The 16,819-nt window shown below is 69.9% G+C and carries 15 protein-coding genes and 1 tRNA gene; 6 read left to right on the top strand and 10 right to left on the bottom strand.

Annotated elements, in window-relative coordinates:
• Positions 1–5 precede the first annotated feature (5 nt).
• The 3 genes from ABZV77_RS24630 to ABZV77_RS24620 all read right to left on the bottom strand — a co-directional run bounded on the left by ABZV77_RS24630 (position 6) and on the right by ABZV77_RS24620 (position 2,111).
• A complete protein-coding gene (locus ABZV77_RS24630) occupies positions 6–1,127 on the bottom strand; it encodes an adenosylhomocysteinase (protein WP_356260697.1) in 1,122 nt (373 codons plus the stop codon).
• Between the two features lie 142 nt (positions 1,128–1,269).
• Positions 1,270–1,674: an ATP-binding protein gene (locus ABZV77_RS24625; protein ID WP_356260694.1), complete on the bottom strand. Its 405-nt coding sequence runs from the start codon at positions 1,672–1,674 to the stop codon at positions 1,270–1,272.
• Positions 1,671–2,111 (bottom strand): hypothetical protein, encoded by a 441-nt coding sequence (locus ABZV77_RS24620; protein WP_356260692.1) that lies wholly within the window; start codon positions 2,109–2,111, stop codon positions 1,671–1,673. The genes ABZV77_RS24625 and ABZV77_RS24620 overlap by 4 nt, the downstream gene beginning before the upstream one ends.
• A gap of 154 nt (positions 2,112–2,265) precedes the next feature.
• Here ABZV77_RS24620 and ABZV77_RS24615 point away from each other — a divergent pair, with 154 nt between their 5' ends.
• The 3 genes from ABZV77_RS24615 to ABZV77_RS24605 are packed head-to-tail and all read left to right on the top strand — an operon-like array spanning position 2,266 to position 4,838.
• The gene (locus ABZV77_RS24615; RefSeq protein ID WP_356260689.1) at positions 2,266–3,369 is read left to right on the top strand and encodes a hypothetical protein; all 1,104 of its coding nucleotides are present in this window, start codon (positions 2,266–2,268) and stop codon (positions 3,367–3,369) included.
• A gap of 16 nt (positions 3,370–3,385) precedes the next feature.
• On the top strand, positions 3,386–4,054 hold the full coding sequence (locus ABZV77_RS24610) for a YdcF family protein (protein WP_356260686.1): 669 nt from the start codon (positions 3,386–3,388) through the stop codon (positions 4,052–4,054).
• Positions 3,996–4,838 (top strand): WbqC family protein, encoded by an 843-nt coding sequence (locus ABZV77_RS24605; RefSeq protein WP_356260683.1) that lies wholly within the window; start codon positions 3,996–3,998, stop codon positions 4,836–4,838. The genes ABZV77_RS24610 and ABZV77_RS24605 overlap by 59 nt, the downstream gene beginning before the upstream one ends.
• Before the next feature lie 61 nt (positions 4,839–4,899).
• Here ABZV77_RS24605 and ABZV77_RS24600 read toward each other — a convergent pair.
• A tRNA-Gly gene (locus ABZV77_RS24600) sits at positions 4,900–4,973 on the bottom strand.
• Between the two features lie 522 nt (positions 4,974–5,495).
• Between ABZV77_RS24600 and dcd the strand changes: the two genes are divergently transcribed.
• Together dcd and ABZV77_RS24590 are read left to right on the top strand one after the other, a co-directional pair.
• On the top strand, positions 5,496–6,071 hold the full coding sequence (gene dcd / locus ABZV77_RS24595) for a dCTP deaminase (protein ID WP_055565996.1): 576 nt from the start codon (positions 5,496–5,498) through the stop codon (positions 6,069–6,071).
• Positions 6,072–6,079: 8 nt separating this feature from the next.
• Entirely contained in the window at positions 6,080–6,577 is a 498-nt protein-coding gene (locus ABZV77_RS24590; protein ID WP_356260681.1) for a phosphoribosyltransferase, read from the top strand.
• 87 nt (positions 6,578–6,664) lie between these two features.
• Here the strand turns inward: ABZV77_RS24590 and ABZV77_RS24585 are convergent, their stop codons facing one another.
• The 6 genes from ABZV77_RS24585 to ABZV77_RS24560 form a co-directional block, all read right to left on the bottom strand.
• Complete coding sequence (locus ABZV77_RS24585; RefSeq protein WP_356260678.1) at positions 6,665–7,657, bottom strand: Yip1 family protein; 993 nt, start codon at positions 7,655–7,657, stop codon at positions 6,665–6,667.
• 159 nt (positions 7,658–7,816) lie between these two features.
• Positions 7,817–9,283, bottom strand: a complete 1,467-nt coding sequence (locus ABZV77_RS24580) for an FG-GAP and VCBS repeat-containing protein (protein WP_356260677.1) — start codon at positions 9,281–9,283, stop codon at positions 7,817–7,819.
• 102 nt (positions 9,284–9,385) lie between these two features.
• The gene (locus ABZV77_RS24575) at positions 9,386–10,873 is read right to left on the bottom strand and encodes an FG-GAP repeat protein (protein ID WP_356260674.1); all 1,488 of its coding nucleotides are present in this window, start codon (positions 10,871–10,873) and stop codon (positions 9,386–9,388) included.
• 286 nt (positions 10,874–11,159) lie between these two features.
• Entirely contained in the window at positions 11,160–12,626 is a 1,467-nt protein-coding gene (locus ABZV77_RS24570; protein WP_356260672.1) for an FG-GAP repeat protein, read from the bottom strand.
• Between the two features lie 91 nt (positions 12,627–12,717).
• Complete coding sequence (locus tag ABZV77_RS24565; RefSeq protein WP_356260670.1) at positions 12,718–14,112, bottom strand: hypothetical protein; 1,395 nt, start codon at positions 14,110–14,112, stop codon at positions 12,718–12,720.
• 139 nt (positions 14,113–14,251) lie between these two features.
• Positions 14,252–15,640, bottom strand: a complete 1,389-nt coding sequence (locus ABZV77_RS24560; RefSeq protein WP_356260667.1) for a VCBS repeat-containing protein — start codon at positions 15,638–15,640, stop codon at positions 14,252–14,254.
• 731 nt (positions 15,641–16,371) lie between these two features.
• Between ABZV77_RS24560 and ABZV77_RS24555 the strand changes: the two genes are divergently transcribed.
• Entirely contained in the window at positions 16,372–16,815 is a 444-nt protein-coding gene (locus tag ABZV77_RS24555; RefSeq protein ID WP_356260665.1) for a hypothetical protein, read from the top strand.
• The last annotated feature ends 4 nt before the right edge of the window (positions 16,816–16,819 follow it).

Genomic DNA, 16,819 nt, shown 5'->3' with positions numbered 1-16,819 from the left:
GGTGATCACCTGTTGAAGTAGGAGAGCCAGGTCGCCGCGATGGCTTCGCGGTCGGGGGCGGGGACCTCGTGGATCCCGGGAGGGAGGTCGTTGCCCGTGAGCATCCTGATCGCGGCGAGGATCTCGGCCTGGACCAGGAAGATGAAAGGCCCAACGCTGGCGCCGTGGAGGAAGTTGACGGCGTTGCCGCCGTTCGCCAGATAGAAGTAGTGGCCGGTGGTCTGGTAGCGGGTGACGTGATCGCCGACCTGTGTGCGGGTGTACACGTGGGGCAGGCCGGCGAGATCGAGTTCGTCTTCGCTGGAGGTGACGGTGGCGACGTAGGCACCATTGCGCAGGTGGCTGAAGTCCTCGCCCCGCAGTGACACCGATCCGGTCGCGCAGAGAACCAGGCCCGCACCGGTCAGGGCGGCTTCGCGGTCACGGGCGACGGCGAATCCCTGGGAGAGAGCCTGGGTCCGGCGTACGGCGTCGATGTCGAAGACGGTGACCTGAACGCCCTTGGCATGCAGGAGGCGGGCGATGGACGAGCCGAGTTTGCCGAAGCCGATCACCAGGGCGGGACGGCCGTGGAGGATGTCGCCCCGGTCCCGCATGACGGCCTCGGTGGAAAAGACGACGGACTGACCGACGAGGAAGTCCTCGGGATCCTTCAGCGGGGAACGAGCCACGGAGATGACGGGGCAGGGCAGCTTCTCGAGGTCTTCGTAGCGTCGATGGCCGTTCTCGGTGTCCTCGACGACTCCCATGAGCCGACCGGTGAACCCGTTGTGCACGTCCGCGAGGGTCGGGGCGAAGTAGCCGCCGACGTCCAGCAGACTCACCGTCTCGCCCGCGGCCCGGGATTCGAAGTAGTCCAGGGCGGAGTCGACGTCGGTGAACCGCTCGCGGGAGAGCGGATCGACCGGGTGAGTTTGCTCCACCTCTCGGCGAGCTGCTGCGTCGACGGACTTCGGTTTGGGCAGCACCGCAGTGAGCCGGGTCATGGTGGCGACAGCGCGGACGAAGGCGGGGCGTTCGGGCAGCAGATGCGTGACTAGGAACGATGCCATCTGCTCGACGGGGGTGAACTGGGCCGCGATCCGGGCGAAGTAGGCGTCAAGACGTGCGCGTTCGAAACTCTCCATGGCAGTTCCCTCGATCCATGTGGCCATACCGATAGGGGCCGATTGAGGCCGTACGGGGCCGTACAGGGCCGTACGGGGCCGTACGGGGAAGATTCAGGGGCTCAGCGGCTGTGGGCGTGACAGGGCTCGGTGGGAGAGGAGCTCAACACGGCGTCGTCGCTCCTGCGCCTTTGAAGCAGGACCAGACGATCTTTCCGTCCGGGGCATGCTCCTCCACTCCCCACTCGTCGGAGAGCGCGGCCACCAGTCTCAGGCCCCGACCGGAGGTTTCGGTGGCAGCCGGTTCGCGCACGGCGGGCCGTCGGCGATGGCTGTCGTGCACTTCCAGACGTACGACGTCGTCACCGGCATCGAGCCTGACGAGGAAGCTGTGTCCCGGGCCGGTGCCGTGGACCACGGAGTTCGTGGCGAGCTCGGACAGGCAAAGACGAATGTCATCGGCGCGGGCAAGCAGACCCCAGCCGTTCAACACCATCGCCGCGAACTCTCGTGCTTGACGCACTGATTCAGGTAGTGCGGGGAAGAACTGTTGTGTCGAGGCGATCATCCCGTGCCCCACCTTTCGGCGGCCCGGATGCGGGCCGCCTTCCGGAGTCGTCGGCGAGCGGTCTCGCGACGGGAAGCGGGCAGCGGCGCTGAAGGAGTTCTGCGGGCCAGTACCAATCGGGCCCCGGTGTCGGCAATGTGGAGGGCCCGCTCGGCTGCTATGGCTTTCGGCCCCAGGTGGGAGAGCGACGGAGCGATGACACCGTAGGTGTCCGCAAGAGCCAGCACGTCCAGTAGCCCCGTGAATGCCGCCGAGGTGGGTCCGGTGGTTGCGTCCCGGTCGGTGAATAGGCCGACGAGCTGCAGTTCGTGGAATCGGCAGTACTCGATCAGCGATGCTCGCAGGGCGTCCTGTCGGTCCGCTGAGACCCGCACCAGGCGCAGAAAGCCATACACGACGGGGCCGTTGACCGGGTGATGCTCCGTGAGGGATTCCATGCTTCCGACCGTCCGTGGACTCGACGAAGTGGTGACCCCTTGAGCGTCCCGGACTACCAACATCCCGGGAATGAGCGGTTGTTCCACTTACGCTCCACTTCGGTCCCACCGGCGGCCCGCCTCTGCTTCGATGGCCGGTGGAAGGGAGGGACGCGTGGCGACCGTGCACCACTGGACCGGCCTGGAAGCCAGAGCCCTGCGGCTGGCCCTGCGCATGAGCGTGCGGGGCTTCGCCCAACGCCTCGGACTCGCGGTCGCGACCGTGTCGAAGTGGGAGAAGCTCCGGGCCGCGACACAGCCACGGCCGGATACTCAGGCCATCCTCGACACCGCGCTCGCGCGCGCAGATGCCTCCGTGCACCTGCGCTTCGAAACGATCCTGTCGGAGGTCAGTGGTTGCGCGCGGGCGGCGTCCGGACGCCGGGTGACTGCCGCGGGCCCCCGGGCCTGGGAGTACGAGACGTGGACCGACGACCTGGACCGTACTGTCGTAGCCCTGTCCCGACAGAACTTCACCTTCGCCGACAGCCTGCTGACCAGGTGGCTGAACCACTTCAGGGCCGCCGAGCTGGATGACAAGGGCCTGTATCTCTATGCCCGCTCCACCGCGCTCCTCGGGGACCTCAAGCGTGACCAGGGCTGCGTACTCGGACCGCTGTCCGCCCACCCTGCGTATGTGGACGCACGCTCGATCTTCACGCAGCTCGACATCCCCCGCCGCGTTGCTCAGCTCGACCTGTCCCTCGCCGTCGTCGCAGAGATGTCCGGCAAGCTGGACACCGCCGCTCACGCCTACCAGACCCTCGCCGTCGACGACCGGCTTTCCCGCCGGGACCGGGCCAGAGCCCGGCTCTGGGTGGGAACCGCGCTGAGCAAGGACGGCAATCACGACTACGCGACCCGTGTCATGCGAGCCGCGACCCGAGAGTTCGAGGACCTGACCGAACCGGACGACTGGTCGGTGGCACACCAGAAGCTTGCCCTCGCCCGTCGAGGCGTCGGGGACCTCACCCAAGCCCTGCACTTCATCGACATCGCCCGCCGGAGCGGGTGCACCGATTCACCGATGCAACGCGTACGAATGGACACCGCTCACGGCCACATCCTGCTCTCCGACAGGGCGACACTGGATGATGGGCTTCACGTCCTCGACCAGGCCGCTGGGACAGCCGCGCAGTACGGACTCGTACACCAACTGCGCAGTATCGAGAGCGTCAAGGCCAGCAGTGAGAGGCCGATAGGGCCCCGGCAACGGTGATCAGGGAGACCAACGCGTGAGCGACAACCACAAGGCCATCGCCGAAGACCAGTGGCACCAGGCGAAGTTGATCTGGGACCACCACCAGATGCACCACGAGGCCCGCGCCGTCGACGTGGCGATCGGCCTGGGCAGTCACGATCTCGGCGTAGCCACCCGTACGGCCGAGCTGTACCGCGCGGGGCTCTTCCCGCTCCTGGTCTTCACCGGTGGGAACAGCCCCACCACTCGGTCCCGCTTCCCGCGCGGCGAGGCCGTGCACTACCGCGAGCACGCCATCGACCTCGGCGTCCCCGCCTCCGCGATCCTGCTGGAGCCCAACGCCGCAAACACCGGGCAGAACATCACCCTCTCCCGCGACGTCCTCGCCGCCGCCAACGTCACCCCGACCACCGTGCTGCTGGTCTCCAAGCCCTACATGGAACGACGCTCCTTCGCGACCGCCCGCAAGCTGTGGCCCGACGTCGAGATCGTGTGCGCCTCCGAGCCGCTGGAGTTCGACGACTACCTCAAGAGCATCGGTGACGAGAAGCTGGTGGTGGACATGCTCGTCGGCGACCTCCAGCGGGTGATCGAGTATCCGAAGCTCGGGTTCGCCATCGAGCAGGAGGTCCCGGAGGACGTGCATGCCGCGTACGAATCCCTCATCCGCGACGGCTTCACCAGCCGTCTCATCGTTTCCTGAACCCACCGCCCCGGGCGGGCTCTGCGCCATCCACCAGCCCAACCTTCTGCCCCGGCTGACCACACTGGCCAAGCTGTTCGCGGCGGACTACTGGATCGTCCTGGACGACGTGCAGTTCGCCCGCCGCGACTACCAGCACCGGGCGCGCATCGCCGCCCTCGACGACGTCGACCGATACCGCTGGCTGACCGTCCCCACCCACCTTCCCCACGGCCGCCGCACGCTCATCAGGGACGCGCTGATTGCCGACCGGGCTGCCAGTCGGCGCCGTACGTCGTCGATCCTGCGCCAGGACTACGGGGCCTCGACCCATTGGCCCACCCTCGACCGAGCCCTTCTGCCGGTCTGGGAGGCGTTCAGCACCGGACGCACCGCGGCGGTCGCTGCCGCATCGACGCGCGCCCTGCTCGACACGCTCGGCTGGCGGGGGCAGATCCTCGCCAGCAGCGCCCTGACCGCACGTCGCGGCCGCTCCGAGAGACTCGCCGACTTGGCCGCCGCCACCGGCGCACACGGGTACCTCTGCGGAACCGGCGGCATGACCTACCTCGACCATGCCCCGTTCGCCGACCAGGGCGTGGCCGTCTTCCCGTTCCTGCCGCCGGCCTCCGGGATCTGGGCGTCAGGCCGACGGATCAGTGCACTGTGGGCGATCGCGACCCGAGGCCCGGATGCCGTTGCGGCTCGGCTCCGGACCCTCGCGCTTGCGCACGGCGCACTGAGGTCTGCGGCCTGGTCGGCGGGCGCTCAAGGTTCTGGCACAGAGCAGGCACGCGGTGAGTGATCGGGCGGGTGATCAGTGCGGACAGCAAAAAGGCCCCGGTCAATGACCTGGGCCTTCTTCGTGGAGCGGGTGACGAGAATCGAACTCGCACTCTCAGCTTGGGAAGCTGATGTTCTACCACTAAACTACACCCGCGAAAGACGCCGTAGGAACCGGTGTCGAACGTCGCACACTCTACCTCATCCCGGGCCCCCGGCGCTCTTGCCGCGGGGCCCGAGCGCTGTGCGGGAGGTGGATGCGCCGTGCGTCCGCAGGGAGTTGGGGCGTACCGTGGATCGCAGTCGTGCCGCTTGGATGGACGCCCCTTTCGTACCGTAATGTGGCCTTTCGTCGTCGGCTCGGAGACGAGCGAGAGACGAGTTGGTACGGGTATGTACGAGCTCACCTACGACTGGGGAAGGGACTCAAGGACTTGATGGAGCGCACCGTCGTCCGATGTGCCGAAGGGCACGTGTTCAGCACCGCTTCGTTTCCGATGCAGCAGGCGGACCGGCTCGGTCCCGGTCGGCTCATCCGCTGCCCGCGGTGTGCCAGGCTCCGGCACGCCGTGCCGGTGACCTTGCAGAGGCGGTAGCGAACGGAAGCTGACGGAAGCAGTTCGGCGCGCGGGTCCTGTCCGATTGGGGAGGGCCCGCGCGCTCTGCGTATCCTCGGTGCGTGCTTCTCTCAGACAAGGACATCCGGGCCGAGATCGACTCCGGACGGGTGCGGATCGACCCGTACGACGAATCCATGGTGCAGCCCTCGAGCATCGACGTGCGGCTGGACCGCTACTTCCGGGTGTTCGAGAACCACCGCTACCCCCACATCGACCCCTCCGTCGAGCAGGCCGACCTGACGCGGCTCGTGGAGCCCGAGGGCGACGAGCCGTTCATCCTCCACCCCGGGGAGTTCGTGCTCGCGTCGACGTACGAGGTCATCAGCCTGCCGGACGACCTCGCCAGTCGGCTGGAGGGCAAGTCCAGCCTCGGGCGGCTCGGGCTCGTCACGCACTCCACCGCCGGGTTCATCGACCCGGGGTTCAGCGGACACGTGACCCTCGAGCTGTCGAACCTCGCCACGCTGCCGATCAAGCTCTGGCCGGGCATGAAGATCGGGCAGCTCTGCATGTTCCGGCTCACCTCGCCCGCCGAGGCCCCCTACGGGTCGGAGCGGTACGGGTCGCGTTATCAGGGACAGCGGGGGCCCACCGCCTCCCGGTCCTTCCTCAATTTCCATCGGACACAGGTGTGACATCCAGCATGAGTGACGTGCGCGAGAACCTTACGTACGAGAAGTTCGGCCATGCGGTGCGGGAGCTCGCGCAGGCCGTCGCCGACGACGGGTACCAGCCCGACGTGATCATCTCCATCGCCCGCGGTGGTGTCTTCGTCGCGGGCGGGCTCGCCTACGCACTCGACTGCAAGAACATCCACCTGGTGAACGTGGAGTTCTACACCGGGGTCGGCACGACCCTGGAGATGCCCGTCATGCTCGCGCCCGTGCCCAACGTCATCGACTTCACCGACAAGAAGGTGCTGATCGCCGACGACGTCGCCGACACCGGGAAGACGCTGAAGCTCGTCCACGACTTCTGCCTCGACCACGTCGCCGAGGTGCGGTCCGCCGTCATCTATGAGAAGTCGCACTCCCTCGTGAAGTGCGAGTACGTGTGGAAGCGCACCGACGAGTGGATCAACTTCCCTTGGAGTGTCGAGCCGCCGGTAGTGAAGCGCGCGGGCCAGGTTCTCGACGCCTGAGTAGTAGTCGTACGACGCCTGAGCAGTAGTCGTACGGAGAAGGGCCCGGCGGACGACCTGTCCGTCGGGCCCTTCCACCTGTGCGTACTAGAACGTGCCCAGCTTGATGATCGACAGGATCGCCAGCAGCTGGATCGTCGACGCGCCCAGCGCCTTCGGCCACGGCAGGTCGTGGGACTTGCTGACCATCGTCGTGAGCAGCGCGCCCGCCGCGATCCAGGTCGCCCAGCCGAGCAACTGCACGAAGGGCTGGCCGCCGCCCAGGAACATCGCCACGACCACGCGGGGCGCGTCCGTCAGCGACATGATCAGCATGGAGAGGCCGACCGTCGGCTGCCAGGCGCCGTCGCCGCCGAGCTGGCGGGCGAGGGTGTGCGTGACCACGCCCAGGATGAACGCGCTGATGGTGATCGCGATGCCGGTGGTGAGGACGAAGGGGACCGCCGACGACAGCGTCGCGTTGATCGCGTCCTCGCGGGCGTCGTCGAAGCCGAAGATCGCGAGCGCGCCGTAGAGGAACGTGACGATGAGGGCGGGGCCCCACATCGCGTAGTCCCGCATCTGGAAGAAGGTGGGACCGGGACGCAGTACGACGCCGCGGAGCAGGTCCTTCCAGTGCAGGCGCGGGCCCATGGGGGCGGCGCTCGCCTGGCCTGCGCGGTAGGTGTCGCCCTGGTTGTACGGGTCCTCGCCGATGGAGAAGGCCTGAGTGCTCCCGGGGTTGTTGGCCGCGTACGGGTCATAGCCGCCCTGCGGACCGCCCTGCGGACCACCGTGGCCGTGGCCGCGGTCGTCGGGGCCGCCGAAGTACTCCGGCTCGCCGTGGTTGCCGCCGCCGCCCGCCTGGGGCCACTGCTGGTTGCCGCCGCCTCCCCCGCCGTACTGCCGCGCGCCGCCCCCGCCGTACTGTTGCGGGTGTTGCGGATGTTGCGGGTTTTGGGGGGTCGACGGCGCAGGCGGGTAGCCGTACGGCTGCTGCCCTCCCTGGGGGGCCTGCTGTCCGTACGGCTGCTGCCGCGCTTGTTGTTGCGGTCGCGGGGCGCGGTTGTCCCGGCCGCGTCCGATCCTGAATCCAGCCACGAATCGAACGTACCTGGTCTTCAGGGGTGGGGTCGTCCCTCCTCGGGAGGAGACGCGCTTTGCGGCCGACCTGTGACAACCCTTAGGGGTACCCGGAAGGGTCCTCCCGGATACCCGTCCTACCGGATACCCGTACGGGTTCGGATACCCGTACGGGTTCTAGCGGGCCAGCGACGCTCCGTACGTCAGCGGGCCCGAAGACGTCGGCAGACCCAGCGAGTTCGGGGTGACGACTGACGCGCCCGTCGTGCCGGTCGCGAGGTGCGGGAGGTTCCACACGCCGCCCGCCGACGCGTTCTCGCCGGGCGCGGCGGCCGAGAGGTCCGGGCTGCCGTCGCCGTTGTGGTCCGCGAAGCCGAGCGCCGCGCCGAACAGGTCGCCCGCCTCGGCGCCGCCCGGGATGCCGGGGGAGTTCTGCTGGTACGAGACCGCGCCCACCGCCTTCCCGTCCTCGGTGAGGATGCCCTTCGCGCCGCCCTTCAGGACCGTGACGGCACCCGCGCGTGCCGCGCTGCCGATGGCCTCACCCGGGGCGCCCGCGATCAGGTCGTCCTTGCCGTCGCCGTCGACGTCCGCGGCCGCGAGCGCGTTGCCGAAGTCGTCACCCTTCTCGGCGACACCCGGGACACCCGGGGTGTCCTGGTTGAGGGTCTGGCCCTTCCACACGAGGCCGTTGACGCTCCCGTAGTGGATGTGGATGCCGCCGCCCTTGGCGCGCTCCTCGGGGCCGCACGGGTCGTCGATGTTCTCGTCGGCGATCTCACGGCAGTTGCCGAGGGCGAGGTCGTCGTGGCCGTCGCCGTTGAAGTCGCCCGCGGCGAGGGCGTTGGCGGCGCTGTTGTCGCTGCTCCAGTCCAGGGCGAACCGGGTCTCGTCCTTCAGGTAGCGGAAGAGCTGGATGTGGGACTGGGTGTAGGGCTGGTTCTGCGTGTAGAAGGCGACGGCCAGCTCGGGGCGGCCGTCGGAGTTGAAGTCGCCGGTCGTCATGACGGGTGCGCGGCCGCCCATCCGGTCGCCCATGAGGGGGTCGGTCCGCGCGGCGAGGGGGTTGTAGTTGACGACGACCTGGTCCTTGCCGCCGATCGCCAGGTCGACGTCCGTGTCGCCGGTGAAGTCGGCCGCGGTCAGGGCGTTCCCGTACGCGTCGCCCGCCTTCGCGCCGCGGGCCGCCGTGTTGGCCAGCGCGAAGCCGTCGCCCGTGCCGTACAGGACGGTGACGGAACCCGCGTCCGCCTTGGCGTCGATGTCCTCGCCGGGAGCGCCGATGACCAGGTCGGCGTACTTGTCGTCGTCGATGTACGCCGTGGTGACCGCCGCGCCGAAGCGGTCGCCCGCCTCCGGCGTGCCGGGCACCTCGACCGTGGCCTGCGTGATGCGCCGTACGTTGCTCGACCCCGGGCCGCCCTCGCCGCCGAAGACGACGCTCACGTAGCCCGCCTTGGCCTTGCCGTCCACGGTGCCGCCGGGCACGCCGACGGCGAGGTCCGCGTATCCGTTGCCGTCGAAGTCGGCCTTCAGCGGGGCGGCCGGGGCTGCGGTGGCAGAGCTCGAGAAGGGGAGGGTCAGGCCGGTCGCGGCCAGGACGGTCGCCGCGGCCAACGCCAGGGTGTGGGTACGTGCGCGCATGAGGGCTCCGGGGGGAGGAGGAGGGAGAGAGCGGAGAGGCTGGGACGGGCCCGCACCGATGGTGCGGGCCCGGTGTTCAGGGGGCAGGGTGACCCGTAGGGGTCAGTCCGAGAAGTTCGCGCCGAGCCGCGGCGTCCCCGTCGCCGAGATCCCCACCGTCGACGTGTAGACGCCCGACGAACCGGTGAGGGTGCCGTTCTCCTTGCTGGTCAGGGGATAGAACGCGCCGTTCGTGCCGTTCTCGCCGTACGCGCCCACCGTGACGTCGCCCCGCCCGTCGCCGTTCAGGTCGTCGACGTGGACGTCCGAGCCGAAGAAGTCGTACTTCTCGTTGGAGTTGGGGACGCCCGGCGTGTTCTGGTCCAGGAAGACCGCGCCGGTCGTGGAGAGGCCCGAGCCGTCCGCCTTGCCGTAGATGACGGTGACCGAGCCCGCGTCCTTGACGCCGTCGAGGTCCTCGCCCGCCGCGCCCACGACCAGGTCGAGGTGGCCGTCGCCGTTGATGTCGCCGAGGTCGAGCTCGTTGCCGAAGGAGTCGCCCTTCTCACCCGTACCCGGCACGCCCGCGCTGTCCTGGGTGAAGACCTGCGTGTCGCCGTACGGGCCGTTCGCCGCGCCGTGCACGACGTGCACCGAGCCGCCCTTGTGCGCGCCCGCGATCTCGTCGTCCCACTCCAGGCCGATGACGATGTCGCCGTAGCCGTCGCCGTCCGTGTCGCCGACGTCGGTGATGGTGCCGCCGGGCAGCCGCTGCTGGTGGGTGGTCTTGAGGCCGCTGGAGGTGCCGGGGACCCAGAGGTTGGCGTTGTAGTTGTCGGCGGTGGAGTAGCCGTCGACGATGAGGTCTTCCCTCTTGTCGCCGTTCACGTCGCCGGAGTGCAGGTTGAAGGGGCCCGCGCCCTCCCCGCTGTGGATGGCGGGCTTGACCGTGTAGCGGCTGCTGCCGGTGCCGCTGGTACGGGAGATCTTGCCGTTCAGGACGTCGATGGTCGCCGCGCCGGAGCGGGCGCCGATGGCGAGGTCGGTGTCGCCGTCGCCGTCGAAGTCACCGGCCTCGATGGGCCCGCCGAAGAAGTCGTGGCTGCCGGGGCGCGGGTCCTTCACCGTCGTACCGCCGGAGAGCCCGTTCGCGGAGCCCCACAGGATCTGCGCGGTGCCGCCGTCCTTGTCGCTGCCGACGTCCTCGCCGGGTGCGGCGACCGCGAGGTCGTCGAAGCCGTCACGGTCGAAGTCGCCGTACGCGGTGTCGAAGCCGAAGGTGTCGCCCGTCTCGGCGGAGCCGGGGACGCCCGGGCTGTTCTGGCTGAAGGTCTTGTGGCGCAGGGTGCTTCCGCCGTACGTGACGACGACCTGGCCCGCCCCGCTCTTGCCGCCGACGGTGGCGCCGGCCGCGGAGGTGGCGAGGTCGGCGACGCCGTCGCCGTTGAAGTCGGCCTCGTGCGAGGGCAGCGGCTCGGCGGGTGCGGCGGATGCGGTGGCGCCGGTGACGGCGAGCAGTCCACCGGTCAGCGCGGCCGTGGCGGCCGTCGCGGCGGCGAGCCGCGAGCGTCTGGAGCGGGCGGGGGCGGAGGTGCGCTTGTGCTTGGCCATGCGGTTCTCCTGCAGCGTGCGGGGATGCCTGGCGGGCATCCGCAGTCGATGGGGTGCGACGGGCGTGTTCACCGGGCATTGGCCCGGGCGTCACGCCGCGGTCGGCTAAGGAGAGACCGATGGTGGGGGGTAAGGGTTGTATGGCAGCGCTGAGTTGGTGAGTCCATCGCCCGCCGGACGGGATTCCAGCCCGTCCGGCGGGCTGGAATTCAGCCCGTCCGGCGTTTGAGGACGAACTCGGCGAAGCCGGTGATTCAACGGTGCGGGATGGCCGACGGCGCCCGACCTACCGCCCCAGAACCATCCCGTACTCCCGCGCCCCCGCGAGACCGAGCTTGCCCGGCGTCACGGACGTGACCTCAGGGCGCGGGCCGCCGTCCTTCGGGGACGGGGCGTACCAGACGCCGCCCTTCTGGCCGTCCTCGCCGGGCGCGCCCACCGCGGCGTCCGGGTAGGAGTCGCCGTTGTAGTCGCCGGTCGCGACGGACGCGCCGAGGTGGTCGTCCGCCTCCGCCGTGCCCGCGACGCCCGCGGTGTTCTGGCTGAAGGCGGGGCCAGTGAGGGGCTTGCCCGCCCCGGCCGATGCGAGGGTCCAGTACGTGCCCGCGTTCTGGACCGTACCGACGGCCTCCGCGTCCGCGCCGACGACCAGCTCGTCGCCGCCGTTCCGGTCGAGGTTGCCGACGGCGAGCTGCGCGCCGAAGTTGTCGTCGGCCTCGGCGGTGCCGCCGACCTCCGGGGAGGCCTGGGTGGTGCAGGACTTGCCACCGTCGCCGAGTGCTCCCTCCTTCTTGCCGTAGACGGTGAGGATCGCGCCGCCGAGCCGGTCCTCGCAGTTGGTCTCCTCGGTCTCGGGGTTGGGCCGTACGTTGCCGACGGCGAGGTCGGTCGTGCCGTCCCCGTCGAAGTCCCCGGCGGCGAGCGCGCTGTCCGTGCGGTCGGACGTGTGCCACGTCTCCTTCCACTCGCCCGTCGCACGGCTCAGCACGGTCGTGCCGCTGATCTCCATGCCGTTGTACGAGACGGCGAGGTCGTCCTGGCCGTCGCCGTCGAAGTCACCGTTGGCCAGCGCGGTGGGTCCGCCGAAGTGCCAGCCGGTGACCCGGGAGACCTTGGCGGGCGAGCCCGCGGTGAACGGTCCCGGCCGCGTCACGACCGAACTGGTCTCGTCGAAGTGGGCGTTGAAGGCGATGTCTTTGTTGCCGTCCTTGTCGAAGTCGCCGGTGGAGAGCAGCGCTCCGTACCTGGCGCTGTCGATGCCGCCGTTCGCGGCGGTGAAGCCGCCCTTGAAGCCGTTGGCGCCGCCCCAGACGACCGCGACGGTTCCGGCGCTCAGGCCGACGGAGGTGTCCTCCTCGGGCGCGCCGACGATCAGGTCGCTGTAGCCGTCGCCGTTCATGTCGTCCGATGCGACGGCGAAGCCGAACGCGTCGCCCGCCTCGGCGGTGCCGGGCACCCCGGCCGTGGACTGGCTGACCGTGGTCGACCCGTGCTTGCCGAGGCCCGACGCGCCGCCCCAGACGACGTTGACGTATCCGGCCTTGGCCTTGCCGTCGACGGTCGCGCTCGGCACGCCGACCGCGAGGTCCACATAGCCGTCGCCGTTGTAGTCGCCGCGGATCTTCGAGGGGGCGTCGGCGCGGGCGGGGGCGGCGGCGGAGGCGTTGGCCGCGGTGAGGCCGGTGACGCCGAGGGCGGTGGCGGCGCAGAGGGCGCCTGCCGCGAGGAGCTTGTTGCGTGCGTACGTGGACATAGAGACGCCTCCAACGAGGTGCGGTAGTGCGGTAGTTGCTGGGGAAAAGTAGGAGAGTGGGAGGGCGGGAGAGTGGGAGACCGGCCTCGGGTCAGCGCAGTGCGCGACCGAAGCCCGCCCCCGTGCCGCCGACCCCGAAGTCCGTGCCGTTGAACGAGGCCGCGTAGGACGCCGTCAGACCCGTCGACGTGCCGCGCAGGACCCACACGGCGCCGACGTCCCGCGTCGTGCCGATGTCCTCGCCGAGCGCGCCCGCGGCCAGGTCGGCCTTGCCGTTCTTGTTGATGTCCTTGAGGCGTACGGACGTACCGAAGTGGTCGTCCTGCTCGGCGACGCCGGGTACGCCCGAGGTCTCCTGGTGCCAGGCACGGCCCGAAGTGAAGGCGCCGCGCACCGACTTGAGCAGCGTCACGCTGCCGCTGCCGGACACCCCGTCGACCGTCTCGCCGGGTGCGCCCACCGCGAGGTCCACGAGGCCGTCGCCGGTGACGTCGCCCGCGGAGACGGCCGCGCCGAAGCCGTCGCCCGCCTCGTCGGCGCCGGGCACGCCCGCGCTGTCCTGGCTGTACGTCACCGGGGCACCGAACTTCCCGTCGCCGCCGCGCCGCACGGTGACCGAGCCGCCCTTGCCGCCTGCCGCGTCGCGGGAGTTGCCGGTGATCAGGTCGTCGTAGCCGTCGCCGTCGACGTCGCCCGCGGTGGCCGCGTCGCGCGTCGCCGTCGCGTCGCCGCCCTCGGCGATGACCTCGGCCTCGTAGCCGTAGTCGCCGACGCCGCCGTTCATGTGGGCGGTGTAGGCGCCGCCGTCCGCGCGCTCGCCGTACAGGACGAAGCCGACGCCGTCCTTGTACTTGAAGTTGCCGGAGATCATGCCGTCCAGGCGGACGCCCTCGGGCAGGAAGTCGACCTCCAGGCCGAGTGCGCGGCCGTCCTCGCCCGAGCCGGAGTAGTAGTACCAGTTGTCGCCGCTGATGACGGCCAGCTGGGGCGAGCCGTCGTAGTCCAGGTCGGTCCAGACGGCGGCCTCGCCGAAGCGGCCCGAGGTGTTGGCCGGGGAGTTCAGGGCGCGGCCGCCGGAGGTGAAGGCCCGCTTGCCGCCGTAGACGATGGAGACGGACCCGGACGGCTTGCCCGTCACCTTCTCGCCGGGGGCGCCGACGATCAGGTCGGCGAAGCCGTCGCTGTTCACGTCACCGCTGATCACGTTCTCGCCGAACTCGTCCTCCGGCTCGGTGACGCCGGGCACTCCGGAGGTCTCCTGGGTGACGGTGACGGAGCGTCCCTCCGACACCCCGCTCGCCGAACCGAACGTCACCGTCACGGAGTTGGAGTCGGGCGAACCGATCGCGAGGTCGCGGTAGCCGTCCCCGTTGAAGTCGTCCTTCAGGGCGGAGGCGGCGCTCGCCGAACCGGCCATGGGCAGCGTCAGCCCCGCGGCCGCGAGGGCCGCGACGGTGGCGGTGACGGCCAGGTTTCTTACGCGCACGTGGTCTCCCGGAGGTGGGGGGCGGAGCGCAGCGCCGAGGCGACTGCGGGGTACTGCTTCCGGGGGGTGTGACTCGTGAGGCGTACGAAGGGTTGTGTGCCGGGAGTGGGGCGGTAGCCGTCAGGTGAACGGCAGTTGGTCACTCCCCGCTCAGGGTCAGGAACTCCGCCGTGGAGAACGTGATCCGCGGCTCGCGCGCGACGAGGTCTCCCTTGCGGCCCGGGTACACGGCCACGATGTCCTGGCTGTCCCCCCGGTACGTCCGCACGATCAGGTCGGCCCGTTTGTCGCCGTCGAAGTCCGCGACCTTGAGGACCTGAGTCGTGCCCTTGCCCCGGGGCCGGATCAGAGCGGTGGCGTTGGGCGCCAATTCCGACGTACGGCCACGGAAGACCCGCACGTCCCCCGCGCCGCCCCCGGACCCGCTGCCCGCGCCGCTCACCACCAGCTCGTCCAGCCCGTCCCCGTCGAGGTCGCCCGCGTCCACGGCCACGTCCTTCGCCTCCAGGGAGCCGCGCAGGGTGCCCGGCACGTCGTAGCGCAGGGCGATGCCCTTCGGCGAGGTGATGGCCGCGTCCATGCCCTTCCCCTCGCCGAAGCGGCCGAAGGCGATGTCCTTGCCCGCGGGGAAGAGCACGCCCGTCTCGTCGGGGCCCTGCGGGCCGCCCATGACGAGGGCACCCGTGGCGGCGCCCGTCGCGTTCGCGGCCTTGCGGACGAGTACGTCGTCGTACCCGTCGCCGTCGACGTCCGTGGCACGGCCGGTCACGAGGGTGTTGCCGGGCGCGGTCACGGGCTTGCCCGCCGCGCGCGGGGCGCCGCTCCGCTTGAACGGGCCGCGCAGGAACGTGAGCCGGGCGCCGCTCGCGTGCAGTACGAGGTCGTTGGCGCCGTCCCCGTCGAAGTCGCCGCAGACCGGCTGGTCCGGCCAGTCGTTGCCGAAACGTGCCTGCGTGGGCACCTTCAGCTGCACGGCCTTGCCGACCAGGCCCTTCGGCGAGCCGAAGAGGATCTGCAGCGGCACGGGGGGCTGTCCTTGCCCGTCGTACGGCGGGTCCGTCGACACGAGCAGATCGCTGAAGCCGTCCTCGTCGAGGTCGCAGGAGGCCTCGGAGTCGAAGGCTGCGGGCAGCTGACCCTTCGTACGGGCGCCGTTGGCGTGGGCGCTCACGAGTTGCCGGGCGCCGGGGGTGAGGCCGTCCTTGCCTCCGTAGACGATGCCTATGCCCGCGTCGTCGCCGTGGTCGGGGTGTACGAGGTCGTCTAGTACGAGGTCACGGGCGCCGTCACCGTTGAAGTCGTCGTCGGCCTTGTTGCCCTTGCCGCCCTTGCCTTGTGGGACGGGCTGCTGGGCGGCGCCCTTGCCTGCCATGCTCACGGGCTTGTGCGAGGCGTTGCCGGGCCCGGTGTCGTTGTTGTGGCCGCCGCAGGCCGAGAGGAGAAGTGCGCAGCTCACGGCGGTGGCCACCCCGGTGGACGCGCCGCGCCACGTGCTCCGTCCCGCGCCCCGTACCTCGGCACTCCGCATGCCTCTCACCCACCCCGAACGCCACGGTCGACAACAACCAGCCCATGATGCTCCTGCTCCCCTCGTGGGAGGAGTCCGAGGTGGTCCCGTTTTCATCACGCCGGGGCGTGGGCGGGTGGCAGGGTTGGGCGGTGACTTTGGTGGGCCTGCGCCGGATGGTTGCCGGGGCCGCCCGGTGTTTTGCGGAGTGTGGCGGTTCCGGGCCGGGAGTAAAGGGCGCTCCTGCGTCGCGTCGGCTGCGCCGATTCCGCTGCGCTCCACCCTTGACTCCCGTCCCTCCACCGCACGTTAACTTTGACCCGGACGGCCAGGGGTGGGGGCTTCGGGTCCGCCGGTCGGGTGATTACCTTTCACTGCCGGGTGCGGACCGGCCCAACGTGGGTGGGCGTGATGGTCGATGTGCTGTGTGGGGTCGGGGGCCGCCCCCCTCCGGCACCCCGGCACCTACTTTTGGAAAGTTGCGAATGGGTTCGCCGCGCGCCCCCAGTCGAGCCCGATGCGCTCCCCCCTCTGGCGCCCGACTGGCGAGGTACCTCGGTGGTTGCAGCAGTCTTCGGCTGTACCGCGAGAGTTGACGCCGATACTCAACCGCCTGGTTGACGCTCCTTGGCTATGAACGTCCTAAGTTGCTAACCGCACCGGGGCAGAACCGCCCGCAGCACGACGAAGTGGGTGACCTGCGCAAATCAGGTGTCCGGCCCCAGACCAAGAGCCACGAAGGAAGTCAGTCCATGAATCCACGCAAGAGTCTCTCTCTGGCCACCGCCGCGGTAGCCCTGGGCACCGGCCTGGCCTTGGCCGCGCCCGCCGCACAGGCCAACACCACGCCGAGAGCCCCGCAGCCCGCGGCCGTTGCGGACAGTGCCGCGGGATCGAGCGCGGCGGCCTGCCCGAATCCGCTGCACACGTACGAGTCCGGGCGCTACACAGGCGGGTACAAGGCGTTCTGCAAGTCGGACATGAAGCTGTCCGACAACAAGTACAACAACGGGCACAAAGTCAACGACAACCTGCGCTCGGTGAAGAACCTCACCCGCGGCTGTTACTGGACGCTGTGGACGAATTACTACAACCGCGGATCCAATTGGACCTTCCACCCCTGGACATGGTCGAGCGACCTGAAGGACACCCGCGTGAAGTACAAGACGAGCTCGCTGTACAAGTCGTGCCCCTGACCCC

Origin of the sequence: Streptomyces sp. NPDC004732 (assembly GCF_040609235.1) — a bacterium.
In the GTDB taxonomy this organism is placed as follows: Bacteria; Actinomycetota; Actinomycetes; order Streptomycetales; family Streptomycetaceae; genus Streptomyces.
Note: the sequence above shows the minus strand (reverse complement) of the source record. Positions and strands in the feature narration are given on the sequence as shown.